This window comes from Cellulosimicrobium sp. AB352, from assembly GCF_049538415.1.
In the GTDB taxonomy this organism is placed as follows: domain Bacteria; phylum Actinomycetota; class Actinomycetes; order Actinomycetales; family Cellulomonadaceae; genus Cellulosimicrobium; species Cellulosimicrobium funkei.
Genome location: NZ_JBMVFX010000010.1, coordinates 76,632 through 90,450, shown reverse-complemented (window position 1 = coordinate 90,450; position 13,819 = coordinate 76,632). Strand labels below are relative to the sequence as shown.

The window sequence follows — 13,819 nt, the reverse complement described above, 5'->3', positions numbered from 1 at the left end:
TTTGGTCCGGACCGCGGGACGGGCGCACCATGGGGGCGTGCTACGCGCCCTCCTCCTCGAAAACCTGCACCCCCTCGCCGCCTCGAACCTCGAGGCCGCGGGCATCGACGTCACCGTCCGCACCGGGGCCCTCGACGAGTCCGAGCTGATCGAGGCGCTCGACGGCGTCCACCTGCTCGGCATCCGGTCCAAGACGAACGTCACGGCGAACGTGCTCGAGAACGCCCCCGACCTGGTGGCGCTCGGCGCGTTCTGCATCGGCACGAACCAGATCGACCTGCGCTCGGCCGCGACGCAGGGCGTCGCCGTGTTCAACGCGCCGTTCCAGAACACGCGCTCCGTCGTCGAGCTCGCGCTCGCCGAGATCATCGCGCTCACGCGCCGCCTCACCGAGCGCGACCGCGCGCTGCACGAGGGCCGCTGGGACAAGTCGGCGGAGGGCGCGCACGAGGTCCGTGGCCGCACGCTCGGCATCGTCGGCTACGGCAACATCGGCACGCAGCTCTCGGTGGTCGCCGAGAACCTCGGCATGTCGGTCGTGTTCTACGACACGGCGGAGAAGCTCGCGCTCGGCAACGCGCGCCGCATGGACACGCTCGACGAGCTGCTCGAGCAGGCCGACGTCGTCACGCTCCACGTCGACGGGCGCCAGGGCAACGCCGGGCTCTTCGGCGCCAAGCAGTTCGCCCGCATGCGCCCGGGCTCGATCTTCCTCAACCTGTCGCGCGGCTTCGTGGTGGACTACGGCGCGCTGCGCGAGGCGATCGTCGAGGGCCGCGTGGCCGGCGCCGCGGTCGACGTCTTCCCGCACGAGCCCAAGCGCAAGGGCGACGCGTTCGACTCCGAGCTGCGCGGCCTGCCGAACGTCATCCTCACGCCGCACATCGGCGGCTCGACGGAGGAGGCGCAGGAGGCGATCGGGCAGTTCGTGTCCGCCAAGCTGCGCGACTACCTCACCACCGGCTCCACGACGCTCAGCGTCAACGTGCCGAACCTCGCGCTCGAGCAGACGACGGGCATCACGCGCATCACGCACCTGCACCGCAACACCCCCGGTGTCCTCGCCGCCGTCAACGCGACCCTGGCCGAGCACGGGACGAACATCGAGGGCCAGCTCCTCGCCACCCGCGGCGAGATCGGCTACGTCGTCACCGACGTCGGCTCGCGCGTGGAGCCCGCCGTCATCGAGGCGCTGGCCGCGATGGAGCAGACGATCGCCCTGCGCGTCCTCGACTGACGCGGCCCAGCACCCCGGGACCCTTCGCCGCGCGCGGCCCGTCCGCACGCGGCGAAGGTCCTCGGCGGCCATGACCTTCGCCGCTGAGCGCCTCTCGCGCGCCGGTGCCACGATGAGGCATGACCGGATACACGCACGACGCGCCGCAGATCCTCGACGCCGACGCGTCGTGGGACCTCGTGGAGGGGACCCACGTCGCACGCCTCGCCGTGAGCGTGCGGGGCGAGCCGGACATCTACCCCGTGACCGTGCGGGCGCACGAGCGCACGCTCGCGTTCCGCACGGTCCCCGGCACGAAGCTCGCGACGCTCGCCATCAACGAGCGGGTCGCCCTGGAGTGGGACCACGTCGACGACGACGGGGCGTGGAGCGTCGTCGCGCGCGGCACCGCTCACCGTCTGCGCACCGAGCACGAGGTGGATCCCGTCCGGGAAGGTGCGGACCCGCTCGTCCCCACCGTCGACGTCCCGACCGAGGAGTGGGTCGTGGTCGAGGCCCACGAGCTCACCGGACGACGCTTCGCGCGCGCGGAGCCCTAGTCCCCCGGACGCACGACGTCCGGCCGCCCCGCAGGGGACGACCGGACGTCGGGGGTGGTGCTCAGCCGGACTTGCGGCGGAACGTGCGCTGGACCGGTCCGACGGTCTCCGAGCCGTGCACGGAGCCCGTGTTCGACTCGCCGTCCGCCGTGCGGTGGCGCGCGGCGTTCTTCCGGTCGAGCGCCTCCCGGAACTTCGCCTTGGCCTCCTCGGTCGGTGCGGTCTCTGCAGCGGGTCGCTGCTGGTCGGACGCCATGGCGGTCTCCTCGTCGACGGGGAACTCGGTGGGGGCACTGCGGTCGGCCCGACGCTGCGGGCACCCCGCCAGCCTCCCCCACCGGGCGGCCCGACGCCACCTGATTTGTCCGCTCGGACCGGCCGTCCCGGCCTTGCGGGCGCGGGCGCTGGGGACCGCGCCGCGAGCGCCGACGACCGCGCGGCGAACGCCGTCGGGTAGCGTCGGGACGTGTCGCCCGATCCCACGCCGCAGGCCTCCCCCGCTCCTCCCCACGCCACAGGCGGTCCCGCGCCGGCGCGTGCCGCGCTCCCGCACCGTGCGCTCGGCCGGAGCGGCCTGCGCCTGCCGGAGGTCGCGCTCGGGCTCTGGCAGAACTTCGGCGTCGCCGACCCCTTCTCGACGCAGCGCGAGATCGTGCTGCACGCCGTCGACCGTGGCGTGACGCACCTCGACCTCGCGAACAACTACGGGCCGCCCGGCGGCGCCGCGGAGGAGTCGCTGGGCCGGCTGCTCGCGCGCGAGCTCCGGCCCGTGCGCGACGAGCTCGTCGTGACCACCAAGGCGGGCTACCGCATGGGCCCCGGCCCCTACGGCGAGGGCGGGTCCCGGAAGTACCTGCTCTCGTCCCTCGACGCGTCGCTGCGCCGGCTCGGGCTCGACCACGTCGACATCTTCTACTCGCACCGCTACGACCCCTCCACCCCGCTCGAGGAGACCATCGGTGCGCTGGCGACGGCGGTCCGGTCGGGGCGCGCCCGCTACGCCGGCATCTCGTCGTACTCGGCGCGGCGCACGCGCGAGGCCCTGCGGGTCGCGGCCGACGTCGGGGTCGAGCTTGTCGTCACCCAGGTCTCCTACTCCATGCTCAACCGGTGGATCGAGGCGCCCGACCCGCACGACGAGGCGGGGGCCACCGTGCTCGACGTCGCGGGCGACGAAGGGCTCGGCGTCGTCGCGTTCTCCCCGCTCGCCCAGGGCATGCTCACGGACCGCTACCTCCACGGGGTCCCGGACGGCTCGCGCGCGGCGCGCGGGGGGCCGCTGCGCCCGGCGTTTCTCTCGGAGGAGAACCTCGACCGCGTGCGCCATCTGGACGGGCTCGCGCGCGCCCACGGGCGGACGCTCGCGTCCACGGCGATCCGCTGGGCGCTGCGCGACCAGCGCGTCACGTCGGTCCTGCTCGGCGCGAGCTCGACGCGCCAGCTCGACGACAACCTCGCGGCCCTCGAGGCCCCCGACCTCTCCCCCGAGGAGCTCGCGGCCGTCGACGACCTCCCCGTGGACACGGGCATCAACATCTGGGCGACGCGGTCCAGCGACCTGTAGCGCCGCGGCCGCGCGCAGCCGTGTCCGGCTGTGCGGACCGAACCTCGGACCGGAGGCGCGAGGCGCGGGACCGTCGCGTGACCGTCAGGCCTGGGGTGCCGTCTCGCGGTCGGTCGCGACGTCGTCGGTGGCCTCGGCCGCCGCACGGCCCGCCGCCGCCTCGCGCTCCTCCCGGTCGACGCGCAGCGACGTGATGGCGCTCTCGAAGTCCTCGAGCGAGTCGAACGCCTGGTAGACGCTCGCGAAGCGCAGGTAGGCGACCTCGTCGAGCTCGCGCAGCGGCCCGAGGATCGCGAGACCGATCTCGTAGGCGTCGAGCTCGGCGCTCCCGCTCGCGCGGATGGTCTCCTCGACGCGCTGCGCGAGGACGGCGAGGTCGTCCTCGTTCACCGGGCGCCCCTGGCAGGCCTTGCGGACGCCGTTGACGATCTTCTCGCGCGAGAAGGGCTCGGTCACGCCGGACCGCTTGACCACGGACAGGCTGGCGGTCTCGATCGTGGTGAAGCGACGGTTGCACTCCGGGCACTGGCGTCGCCGGCGGATGGAGGCACCGTCGTCGGACGTGCGGGAGTCGACGACGCGGGAGTCCGCGTGACGGCAGAACGGGCAGTGCATGGCGGGCTCCTCCGCGGGTCGCGCCGACAGGTCGGCGCGACGAACGTATGTCGTCGCGGGCGCGCGGTGCAACACGCCGACGACGCGCCGGGCCGCGGACAGCAGAACGGGGGCGGTCGAAGTCGACCGCCCCCGTCGGGACGCCCCCGTCCCCATCTCGCGCGCGACTCGCCTCGCGCGCGGCGACGTGCACAGGAGTCGCGGTGGTCCGCACACTCCTCGCCTCGTCCGCCCAGCCCCCCAGCCGGCGTGTGAGGTGACACTAACTTAGGCGGACCTAAGGCGCCGGCGCAACCCTCGGCCGCCACCTGTCGCGCGTCGGCGCCGTGTGCTGCGTCACAGGATCTGGACCGCGCGCGCGTCGCGTCACCGCTCGGCGACCGGGAGCAGGATGGTCTGGCCGGCCCGCACGCCGGACGAGGGCAGGCCGTTCAGCTCCACGAGCCCGCTGACCACCTCCCGGAGGTCCTCCCCCGGGGTCGCGACACCCTGGGCGAGCTCCCACAACGTCTCCCCCGCGCTCACGACGTGGACGCGAACCTCGACCGGCTCCCCGGGCCCGCTCGCGACGGCCAGCCCGACCCGCGCCGCGAGGACGAGCACGACGGCCACGAGGAGCACGAGGACCGCACGGCCGCGTCGCGTGAGCCGCAGCCGCGCCTCCGGGCGCGCACCTCGCTCCGCTGCGCCGCCCCGCCCGAGCGCGGACGGCGCTGCCGTCGCCATCGCCACCGTGTCCATGTCCCCTCCGTCCCGGCCCGCGAGCCCGATCGCCTTCCCCGGTCGATCGGACCCGCGCGCCCGCCTCATCTCCGCGCCGACCCGTTGCGGTCGAACACCTGTACGTAGAACATCTGTACGAATGTCTATCACGAGCGACCGACAGAGTCGAGACATGCTCGAACAGGTGTTTGATTCGTGTCGCATCCTCCCCTAGCCTGGGGTGAGGTCGGTTCGCCGGACATGTCCGCTCGGACCCGGAGGGGCGACCGAGGTCCCGGGGCGCACGCCCCGGGGAGGGGAGGCCGCAGGCCCGGTTGGCGCCGGCGGCACGCGACGGACGAGGGCGGAGCGACCATGGCGGGACGAGGCACGGACAGGGCACGGGGGCTCGCCGAGGTGCGCGAGCTGCCGGACGGGTCGGCAGGGGGTGACGGGCTCACCCCGCGCCAGCGGCTCGTGCTCGAGACCATCCGCGCGTGCGTCGAGCAGCGCGGCTACCCGCCGAGCATGCGCGAGATCGGCGAGGCCGTCGGGCTCACGAGCCCGTCCTCCGTCAAGCACCAGCTCACCACGCTCGAGCGCAAGGGGTTCCTGCGGCGCGACCCGAACCGTCCGCGCGCCATCGAGGTGGTCCAGCCCGACGACGCCCGCCGCGCCACCCCGCTCGCGCCGGCCGGGACGGCCCCCGAGCCCGCGTACGACGGGGCCCACCCCGCGCCGTCGTACGTCCCCGTCGTCGGCCGCATCGCCGCCGGTGGCCCCATCCTCGCGGAGCAGGTCGTGGAGGACGTCTTCCCGCTGCCGCGCCAGCTCGTCGGCGAGGGAGAGCTCTTCCTCCTGCGCGTCCAGGGCGACTCGATGATCGACGCCGCGATCTGCGACGGCGACTGGGTCGTCGTGCGGCGCCAGCCGGTCGCGGAGAACGGCGAGATCGTGGCCGCCATGATCGACGGCGAGGCCACCGTGAAGAGCCTGCGGCGCGCCGACGGCCACGTGTGGCTCATGCCGCACAACGCCGCGTACGACCCGATCCCCGGCGACGACGCCCAGGTGCTGGGGCGCGTCGTCTCCGTCCTGCGCAGCCTCTGAACGGTCTCCGAGCGGCTCCGGGCGCCCCTCCTGGCAGGCTCGGGACACCACGAGAGCCGGGCGGTCCCTCGACCGCCCGGCTCTCGTCGTGCCGGGCCCGACGGGCCCGTGGGCTCAGAGCCCGAAGCGTCGCGCGACCGCGCGCAGCGACTCCGCGGACGAGCGCAGGCCCGCGAGCTCGTCGTCCGCGAGCGGGACCTCGACGCGCTCCGTCGCGCCCCGGCGGTCGACGAGCGTCGGGAGCGACAGGCAGACGTCCTCGAGCCCGTAGATGCCGTCGAGGAGCGTCGACACGGGCAGCACCCGGTGCTCGTCGGCGAGCACCGCCTCGATGATCCGGGTGCCCGCGAGCCCGACCGCGTAGTTGGTCGCGCCCTTGCCCTCGATGATCCGGTAGGCCGACTGCACGACCTCGCGCGCGATCTCGTCGCGCACGTCGCCCGTGAGCGGTCCCCGACCGCCGATGCCCTGCCACTCGAGCAGCGGCGCGCCGCCGATCGTCGCGGAGCTCCAGAGCGGGATCTCGCTGTCGCCGTGCTCCCCCGCGATGTACGCGTGCACGTTCTGCACCGCGACGCCGCAGTGCTGCGCCACGAGGAACCGCAGCCGCGAGGAGTCGAGCACGGTGCCGCTGCCGAAGAGCTGCGTCGGGGGCAGGCCCGAGAACTTGAGCGCCGCGTACGTGACGATGTCGACCGGGTTGGTCACCATGACGTAGACGGCGTCCGGGGCGACCTCCACGAGGCCCGGGAGGATCGTCCGCATGAGCCCGATCGTGCCCTCGGCGAGGTCGAGACGCGTCTGGCCCGGCTTCTGCTTGGCGCCGGCCGTGACCACGACGACGTCGGCGCCCGCGCACACCGCGACGTCGTCGGACCCCTCGACGCGCGCCATGGGCATGAACTGGATGCCGTGCTGGAGGTCGAGGACCTCGGCCTCGACCTTCGCGCGGTTGACGTCGAGGAGCGCCACCGTGCGCGCCGCACCGCGCATGAGCGCGGCGTAGGCCAGCGTCGAGCCGACGGCACCGGCGCCGACGATCGCGAGCTTCGTCGTCCGCGCTCCCCCTCCCGGACCGCCCGTGGTCGCGTCGCCGGTGCCCTGCGGTGACGTGCTCGTCATGTCGCCTCCGTGAAGTCGCTGGAAAGGGCTCAGCCTAGGGCGGCGAGGCGGCGGAGCGCAGCGGTGGCCACGTCGCGGTCGGTCGTCTGCCAGAACCCCGGCATGGACCGCGTGAGGAACGACCCGTAGCGCGCCGTCACGAGCCGTGGGTCCAGGACCGCGACGACCCCGCGATCGGCCGTGGACCGTACTAGCCGCCCGGCACCCTGCGCGAGCAGGAGGGCCGCGTGCGTCGCGGAGACCTGCATGAACCCGTTGCCGCCCGCGGCCTCGACGGCGCGAGCCCGCGCCGACTTCACCGGGTCGTCCGGGCGCGGGAACGGGATGCGGTCGATGAGCACGAGCTGGCACGACGGCCCGGGCACGTCCACGCCCTGCCACAGCGAGAGCGTGCCGAACAGGCACGTCGCCGGGTTCTCGGCGAACTCCCGCACGAGCGTCGGCAGCTGGTCGTCGCCCTGGCACAGGACCGGCACGTCCAGCCGCTCGCGCATCGCCTCGGCCGCGGCCACCGCGGCGCGCCGCGAGGAGAACAGGCCGAGGGTCCGACCACCGGCGGCCTCGACGAGCGCCGCGATCTCGTCGAGCTGGTGCTCGGTCGACGCCTCGCGGCCGGGCGTCGGCAGGCGCTTCGCGACGTAGAGGATGCCCTGACGCGGGTAGTCGAACGGGCTCCCGACGTCGAGCCCGCGCCAGCGCGGCGCGTCGCCGTCGCCCGCGTCCGCGGCTCCGCCCGTCGCCGCGGGGCCGAGCCCGAAGGTGCGCGCGACGGCGTCGAAGCTCCCGCCGAGCGCGAGCGTCGCGGACGTGAAGACGCCCGTGCGCTCCGCGAGCAGGTGGGTGCGGATGAGGCCCGCCACGCCGAGCGGGGCGGCGTGCAGGCGGCTCGCGCCGTCGCCGAAGCGGTCGCCGGACCAGCCGCCCTCCCCGGGCCGCGAGCACCACAGCACGTCGTGGCCCGTGGGGTCGGCCGCCATGCGCTCGGCGACCTCGAAGAGCTGCAGCATCGTCGACTGCGCCATCTTCAGGCCCGTGTCCGGCTGGGCCGGCTTGGTCACGCCCGTCTCGGGCTTGAGCGTGGAGAGCACCTCGCGCGCGGCGTCCCGCACCGCCGCGACGGCCGAGCGCGCGGCGTCGGGCAGGCCGTCGGGGAAGCGCTCGGCGGGCAGCGACCCGACGACCGTGCCGAACGCGGCGGACGCGGCGTCGAGCGCGTCCGTCGTGACCCCGCCGTGGCGGCGCGCGAGGCGCGCCGCGCTCTCGATCGCCGGGACCGACAGGTCCACCGTCGCGGCGGCCGTGACGCGGTCCGCGAGCTCGTGCGCCTCGTCGACGACGAGGACGTCGTGCTCGGGCAGCACCCCGGGCGACCCCATGGCCGCGATGCCGAGCATCGCGTGGTTCGTCACGACGACGTCGGCCTCGCGCGCCGCGGCGCGCGCCCGCTCGGGGAAGCACTCGGCGAGCAGCGGGCAGCGCTGGCCCAGGCACTCGAGCGCCGTGACGGAGACCTGCCGCCACGCCTTGTCGCTCACGCCGGGGACGAGGTCGTCCCGGTCGCCCGTGGGCGTCTCGTCGGCCCACTCCCGCAGGCGCACGACCTGCTCGCCGAGGGCCGCCATGCTCGTCCCCCCGCGCGCGGCAGGGTGGTCGGCGGCGCCCGCCGCCTCGCCGGGGAGGTCGAAGAGCGTGGGCTCGTCCGCGGGGTAGCCGCCCGCGATCTTGTGCACGCACAGGTAGTTGTGCCAGCCCTTGAGGAGCGCGATCGACGCGGGCCGCGGGAGGCGGTCGGCGACGGCGTCGGCCACGAGCGGGAGGTCCCGCGTGATGACCTGGCGCTGGAGGGCGAGGGTCGCCGTCGAGACGACGACGCGCTCGTCGGTCGCGACCGCGTGGCGCACGGCCGGCACGAGGTACCCGAGCGACTTCCCCGTCCCGGTCCCGGCCTGGACCACGAGGTGCTCGGAACGCTCGATGGCGTCCGTGACGGCACGCGCCATGGTCCGCTGGCCGTCGCGCCGCGCGCCGCCCAGGCGCGTGACCGCGAGGTCGAGGAGCTCCTCGACGGCGGGCACGTCACCGGCCGCCTGCCCGGGCGCCTCCGTGTCCGGACGGTCGGGCACGGGAGCGGTACGGGTGGAGGGGGGCACCTGCCGATTCTACGGTCGGGCACCCACGCGGCGGGGGCCCTGTGGACCGGCCCGGGACGCACGCGACCCCGCGCAGCCGTGGCTGCGCGAGGTCGTGCGTGGGGCCGGCGCCGGGTCCGGCGCGGGGCGGGGCCGCCGCGCCGCCGGGAGGCTGGGGGGCGGATCAGCTCCCGGCGGAGGCGCCCACGAGCTCCGTCGCGAGCGCCTGGGCGACACGGCCGCGCAGGAGCGTGCCCTCGGGCGTGTGCTCCTCGTGGTCGATCTCGCCCTCGGTGTGCACGCGGTGCACGAGGTCGCCCCGGTGGTACGGCACGACGACGTCGATCTCGACGTCCGGGCGCGGGAGCTCGTGCGCGATGAGCTCGCGCAGGTGCTCGATCCCCTCGCCCGTGTGCGCCGACACGACGACCGTGCGGCGCTCGCGCAGCCGGATGCGCGCGATCGTCTCCGGGTCGGCGAGGTCCGCCTTGTTGAGCACGATCACCTCGGGCACGTCCTCCACGCCCGGGATGTCGGCCAGGACGTGGCGCACCGCCGCGATCTGGCCCTCCGGGTCGGGGTGCGACGCGTCCACCACGTGCAGTAGCAGGTCGGCGTCGCCGACCTCCTCGAGCGTCGAGCGGAACGCCTCGACGAGCTGGTGCGGCAGCGCACGCACGAACCCGACGGTGTCGGCGAGCGTGTAGACCCGGCCGTCGTCGGTGCGCGTGCGGCGCACCGTGGGGTCGAGCGTCGCGAACAGCGCGTTCTCGACGAGCACGCCCGCGCCGGTGATGGAGTTGAGCAGGCTCGACTTGCCCGCGTTCGTGTAGCCCGCGATCGCGACGGACGGCACGGCGTGCCGCTTGCGCGACGCGCGCTTCGTCTCGCGCCCCGGGGCCATCGCCTGGATCTCGCGGCGCAGCTTGGCCATGCGGTTGCGGATGCGCCGGCGGTCCAGCTCGATCTTCGTCTCACCGGGACCGCGCGACCCCATGCCCGCGCCGGCGCCGCCGACCTGGCCACCGGCCTGGCGGGACATCGACTCGCCCCAGCCGCGCAGGCGCGGGAGGAGGTACTCGAGCTGGGCGAGCTCGACCTGGGCCTTGCCCTCCCGCGACTTGGCGTGCTGGGCGAAGATGTCGAGGATCAGGGCGGTCCGGTCGATCACCTTGACCTTGACGATGTCCTCGAGCGCGCGCCGCTGGGAGGGCGCGAGCTCGCCGTCGATCACGACCGTGTCCGCGCCGCTGGCGGCGACGACGTCGGCGAGCTGCGCGGCCTTGCCGGAGCCCAGGTACGTGCCCGGGTCGGGCTTCGCGCGGCGCTGGATCACGCCGTCGAGCACCTGCGAGCCCGCGGTCTCCGCGAGGGCGGCGAGCTCGCGCAGCGAGATCTCGGCCTCCTCGGCGGACGTGGGCGCGCCGTCCTCGCGCGGGTCGGAGCCGGGGCTCCAGAGCCCGACGAGCACGACCTTCTCGAGGCGCAGCTGCCGGTACTCGACCTCGGTGACGTCCTCGAGCTCGGTCGACAGGCCGACGACGCGGCGCAGCGCGCTGCGCTCCTCGAGCTCGAGCTGCTCGCCGTCGTGCTCCGTGTGGACCGTGCCGCCCTCGGCGCGTGCCGTCCCGGCCCGAGCGAGCACCCGCGCCACGACGTCGCTCGCGATGTCCCGCGTCGCGCCGGTCGGCTCGTCCTGAGCCGAGGTGGGGTTCGGAGTGTTCGCAGGGGTTGGGCTCATGTGCCGCCTTCCGTCGGTGATGGGCGCTCGTGCGTCCGGGTGTGACAACAAGCGTGGCACGCGAAATCGTCCCGAGGCCAGTGGTTAAGCCCCCGACGAGCGGCCCGGTGCGCCGTACCGCCTCCTGACATGGGCGCGCCCGCGTAGGATCGGCCGACGTGACCGAGGACCAGGACCCCGCCGTCGACGCCGCGCCCGACGGCGCGGCGGACCACTACTTCACCGCCCGGCCCGCGTCCGCCGCCGAGCGCCGCACGATCTCCGTGCGGCTCGCGGGCCGCGACGTCGAGGTCGAGGTCGCCTCGGGCGTCTTCTCCCCCGGCCGGCTGGACCTCGGCACGCAGGTGCTCCTGCGCACCACCCCGCCGCTCGACGACGTCCTCGCGGCCCGGCCCGACGACGGCCCCGCCCACGTCCTCGACCTCGGCTGCGGCTGGGGCCCGGTCGCCCTGACGATGGCCCTGGAGGCGCCGGAGGCGACCGTGTGGGCCGTCGACGTCAACGAGCGCGCGCTCGACCTCGTGCGCCGCAACGCGCAGCGTCTCGGGCTGGACAACGTCCGGGCCGTCCTCCCGGACGACGTGCCCGACGACGTCGCGCTCGCCGCGCTGTGGTCGAACCCGCCGATCCGGGTCGGCAAGGACGTCCTGCACGGGATGCTCCTGCACTGGCTGCCCCGGCTCGCGCCGGGCGCGAGCGCGCACCTCGTGGTGCAGCGCAACCTGGGCTCGGACTCGCTCCAGCGCTGGCTCGCCGAGGCGCTGCCCCCGCTCCTGCCGGGCGCGGTCGTCGAGCGCGCCGCGAGCGCGAAGGGGTTCCGCGTCCTCGAGGTCGTCGCGCCCCGCTGAGCCGGCGGTCAGACCGGCGCGCGGTCGCCCTCGGACGCCGCCGCGACCGGCTCGGCGGGCTGGGCGGTCACGAGGCCGTCCGCGCCCTGGTGCGCGTCGTCCTCCGGCGGGACCGGCGTCCCCGGGACGAGCGCGGCGAGGTCGATCTCCCCCGCGTGGACGAGCACCGCGGGACCGGCGAGCTCGACGCGGCCGCCCGGGAGCGCCCGCACGCGCACCGTGCCGCCCGGGACGTCGACGAGGTAGGTGTCCGGCGCGTCGGGGCCGCCCCACACGCGGACCGCGAGCGCCGCCGCGCACGCGCCCGTGCCGCACGACGGCGTCTCCCCGACGCCGCGCTCGTGCACGCGCATGCGCACGTGCCCGACGACGGTGCCGTCGTCCGCGGTCGTCTCACCGAGGGGCACCACGAGCTCGACGTTCGTCCCGTGGGACGGGTGCGGCTCGACGACGGGCGCCTCGGTGAGGTCGGCGCGCTCGAGCACGTCCTCGCGCGCGACGGCGAGGACGGTGTGAGGGTTGCCGAGGTCGACGCTGAGCGCCGGGCGCGGGACCTCCCAGCCCCGCACGACGACTGTCGCGTCGTAGCCGTCCTGGAGCGCGGGGCGCCCGCCGGGGAGGAACCACGGGCCCATGTCGACGGCGAACCAGCCGTCGTCCTCCTTGCGCACGCGCTTGACGCCCGCGCGCGTGCCGACCGGGACCTCGGTGCCGCCCGCGAAGCTCACGAGCCCGAGGCGCTCGGCGAAGGCCGCGAAGACGCGGACCCCGTTGCCGCACATCTCGGCGACCGAGCCGTCGGCGTTGCGGTAGTCCATGAACCAGATGGCGTGCGGGTCCTCCGCGAGCACGTCGCGCGACTCCGGGACGAGCGCGGTCGGCACGAGGCGGATGACGCCGTCCCCCCCGACGCCGCCGCGGCGGTCGGCGAGCGCACGCACGAGCTCGGGCGTGAGGTCGAGCTCGCCCTTCGTGTCGGCGAGGAGCACGAAGTCGTTGCGGGTCCCGTGGCCCTTGGTGAAGCGGGTGCGCGTCATGAGCCCAGACTACGGCGCACGGGCGCGCCGCTGTCCGCCTCGTCCGGCCCGACGGCGGTGCCCGGCACGGTCGCGGACTCGTGCCCGTCCGTGCCCTGCGCGGCAGCGCGCTCGTCCGCCGCGGCGACGAGCGCGAGAGCGTCCTCGACGCGCGTCGGCGACTGCGCGTCGAGCCACCCGACGCGCGGGTCCCGGCCGAACCAGCCCATCTGCTTGCGTGCGAGGCGCCGCGTGTTCGCGGTGACGGCCTCGCGCGCGGCGTCCTGCGTGGTCTCGCCGTGGAGCGCGGCGAGCACCTCCGCATAGCCGACGGCGCGCTGGGCCGTGCGGCCCATGCCGTGCGCCTCGACGCGGCGCACCTCGGCCACGAGGCCCTGCTCCCACATCCGCTCGACGCGGCCGGCGACCCGCGCGTCGAGCACGGCCCGGTCGCAGTCGAGGCCGATCTGCACGGTCGGGCGGACGTAGACCTGGCGCGGGAGGTTCGCCGTGAACGGCTCGCCGGTGAGCTCCATGACCTCGAGCGCCCGGACGAGCCGGCGGGTGTTGGCCGGGCCGATGCTCGCGGCGGCCGCGGGGTCGCGCCGGAGGAGCTCGTCGTGCAGCGCGCGCGGGCCCTGCTCCTCGGCGCGCGCCTCGAGCGCCGCCCGCACGGCGGGGTCCGTGCCCGGGAACCGCATGTCGTCGAGGAGGGCGCGGACGTACAGCCCGCTGCCGCCCACGACGACGGCGCGCGCCCCCCGGGCGGCGATCTCGTCGAGCACGCGGCGGGCCTCGGTCTGGTACCGGGCCACGGACGCGTCCTCGGCGGGGTCGAGCACGTCGAGGAGATGGTGGCGCACACCGCGGCGCTCGGCGACGGGGACCTTCGCGGTCCCGACGTCCATGCCGCGGTAGAGCTGGTAGGCGTCGGCGTTGACGATCTCCGCGGGCGCCCCGGGGACGGACAGGCGCTCGGCGAGGTCGAGGGCGAGGTCGGACTTCCCCGTGGCCGTCGGGCCGACGACGGCGACGACGACGCCTGGGCCTGCGGGGTCGTGCTCGGTCTTCACCCGCGCAACGGTACCGTCCGGGCGGCCGGCGGCCCGAGGCGTGTGGGCGAGGATGCGTAGGGTGTCCGGTGGTCGGTCCGCCAGCGCGCACCGACGCGTACGACCTCAGCACGACGACCTCGC

The 13,819-nt window shown here is 75.3% G+C and carries 13 protein-coding genes; 5 read left to right on the top strand and 8 right to left on the bottom strand.

What is annotated here, in order from left to right; translation table 11 throughout:
* Positions 1–37: 37 nt before the first annotated feature.
* Together serA and ACPCUX_RS09330 are read left to right on the top strand one after the other, a co-directional pair.
* The gene (gene serA, locus ACPCUX_RS09335; RefSeq protein WP_043654536.1) at positions 38–1,237 is read left to right on the top strand and encodes a phosphoglycerate dehydrogenase; all 1,200 of its coding nucleotides are present in this window, start codon (positions 38–40) and stop codon (positions 1,235–1,237) included.
* Positions 1,238–1,356: 119 nt separating this feature from the next.
* Positions 1,357–1,776 (top strand): pyridoxamine 5'-phosphate oxidase family protein, encoded by a 420-nt coding sequence (locus tag ACPCUX_RS09330; protein ID WP_034655066.1) that lies wholly within the window; start codon positions 1,357–1,359, stop codon positions 1,774–1,776.
* Positions 1,777–1,837: 61 nt separating this feature from the next.
* Here ACPCUX_RS09330 and ACPCUX_RS09325 read toward each other — a convergent pair whose 3' ends face one another.
* A complete protein-coding gene (locus tag ACPCUX_RS09325; protein ID WP_031316400.1) occupies positions 1,838–2,032 on the bottom strand; it encodes a DUF5302 domain-containing protein in 195 nt (64 codons plus the stop codon).
* A 210-nt stretch (positions 2,033–2,242) separates the two neighbouring features.
* Between ACPCUX_RS09325 and ACPCUX_RS09320 the strand changes: the two genes are divergently transcribed.
* A complete protein-coding gene (locus ACPCUX_RS09320; RefSeq protein WP_423388602.1) occupies positions 2,243–3,340 on the top strand; it encodes an aldo/keto reductase in 1,098 nt (365 codons plus the stop codon).
* A gap of 84 nt (positions 3,341–3,424) precedes the next feature.
* On the opposite strand, the gene nrdR is transcribed toward ACPCUX_RS09320, so the two are convergent.
* Positions 3,425–3,955 (bottom strand): transcriptional regulator NrdR, encoded by a 531-nt coding sequence (nrdR, locus tag ACPCUX_RS09315; RefSeq protein WP_415298523.1) that lies wholly within the window; start codon positions 3,953–3,955, stop codon positions 3,425–3,427.
* A gap of 366 nt (positions 3,956–4,321) precedes the next feature.
* Positions 4,322–4,696, bottom strand: a complete 375-nt coding sequence (locus ACPCUX_RS09310) for a LysM peptidoglycan-binding domain-containing protein (RefSeq protein WP_423388601.1) — start codon at positions 4,694–4,696, stop codon at positions 4,322–4,324.
* Between the two features lie 336 nt (positions 4,697–5,032).
* Here ACPCUX_RS09310 and lexA point away from each other — a divergent pair, with 336 nt between their 5' ends.
* The gene (gene lexA / locus ACPCUX_RS09305; RefSeq protein ID WP_423388600.1) at positions 5,033–5,767 is read left to right on the top strand and encodes a transcriptional repressor LexA; all 735 of its coding nucleotides are present in this window, start codon (positions 5,033–5,035) and stop codon (positions 5,765–5,767) included.
* Between the two features lie 114 nt (positions 5,768–5,881).
* Here lexA and ACPCUX_RS09300 read toward each other — a convergent pair whose 3' ends face one another.
* From ACPCUX_RS09300 to hflX, 3 genes are all read right to left on the bottom strand, one after another.
* Entirely contained in the window at positions 5,882–6,889 is a 1,008-nt protein-coding gene (locus tag ACPCUX_RS09300; protein WP_021479748.1) for an L-lactate dehydrogenase, read from the bottom strand.
* Between the two features lie 29 nt (positions 6,890–6,918).
* The gene (locus ACPCUX_RS09295; RefSeq protein ID WP_423388618.1) at positions 6,919–9,012 is read right to left on the bottom strand and encodes an ATP-dependent DNA helicase; all 2,094 of its coding nucleotides are present in this window, start codon (positions 9,010–9,012) and stop codon (positions 6,919–6,921) included.
* Positions 9,013–9,202: 190 nt separating this feature from the next.
* Positions 9,203–10,759: a GTPase HflX gene (gene hflX, locus ACPCUX_RS09290; protein ID WP_043654546.1), complete on the bottom strand. Its 1,557-nt coding sequence runs from the start codon at positions 10,757–10,759 to the stop codon at positions 9,203–9,205.
* A 158-nt stretch (positions 10,760–10,917) separates the two neighbouring features.
* On the opposite strand from hflX, the gene ACPCUX_RS09285 reads away from it, so the two are divergent.
* Entirely contained in the window at positions 10,918–11,607 is a 690-nt protein-coding gene (locus tag ACPCUX_RS09285; protein ID WP_076406521.1) for a class I SAM-dependent methyltransferase, read from the top strand.
* Positions 11,608–11,615: 8 nt separating this feature from the next.
* On the opposite strand, the gene dapF is transcribed toward ACPCUX_RS09285, so the two are convergent.
* Complete coding sequence (gene dapF, locus ACPCUX_RS09280; RefSeq protein WP_081599983.1) at positions 11,616–12,644, bottom strand: diaminopimelate epimerase; 1,029 nt, start codon at positions 12,642–12,644, stop codon at positions 11,616–11,618.
* The gene (miaA, locus tag ACPCUX_RS09275; RefSeq protein ID WP_137280325.1) at positions 12,641–13,696 is read right to left on the bottom strand and encodes a tRNA (adenosine(37)-N6)-dimethylallyltransferase MiaA; all 1,056 of its coding nucleotides are present in this window, start codon (positions 13,694–13,696) and stop codon (positions 12,641–12,643) included. Before miaA ends, dapF begins: the two co-directional genes overlap by 4 nt.
* Positions 13,697–13,819 lie beyond the last annotated feature (123 nt).

Bases quoted from the DNA above. Each gene is read 5' to 3' on its own strand.
- ACPCUX_RS09330 (WP_034655066.1), top strand. From the start codon at position 1,357: ATGACCGGATACACGCACGACGCGCCGCAGATCCTCGACGCCGACGCG.
- ACPCUX_RS09325 (WP_031316400.1), bottom strand. From the start codon at position 2,032: ATGGCGTCCGACCAGCAGCGACCCGCTGCAGAGACCGCACCGACCGAG.
- nrdR (WP_415298523.1), bottom strand. From the start codon at position 3,955: ATGCACTGCCCGTTCTGCCGTCACGCGGACTCCCGCGTCGTCGACTCC.
- ACPCUX_RS09310 (WP_423388601.1), bottom strand. From the start codon at position 4,696: ATGGACACGGTGGCGATGGCGACGGCAGCGCCGTCCGCGCTCGGGCGG.
- lexA (WP_423388600.1), top strand. From the start codon at position 5,033: ATGGCGGGACGAGGCACGGACAGGGCACGGGGGCTCGCCGAGGTGCGC.
- ACPCUX_RS09300 (WP_021479748.1), bottom strand. From the start codon at position 6,889: ATGACGAGCACGTCACCGCAGGGCACCGGCGACGCGACCACGGGCGGT.
- hflX (WP_043654546.1), bottom strand. From the start codon at position 10,759: ATGAGCCCAACCCCTGCGAACACTCCGAACCCCACCTCGGCTCAGGAC.
- dapF (WP_081599983.1), bottom strand. From the start codon at position 12,644: ATGACGCGCACCCGCTTCACCAAGGGCCACGGGACCCGCAACGACTTC.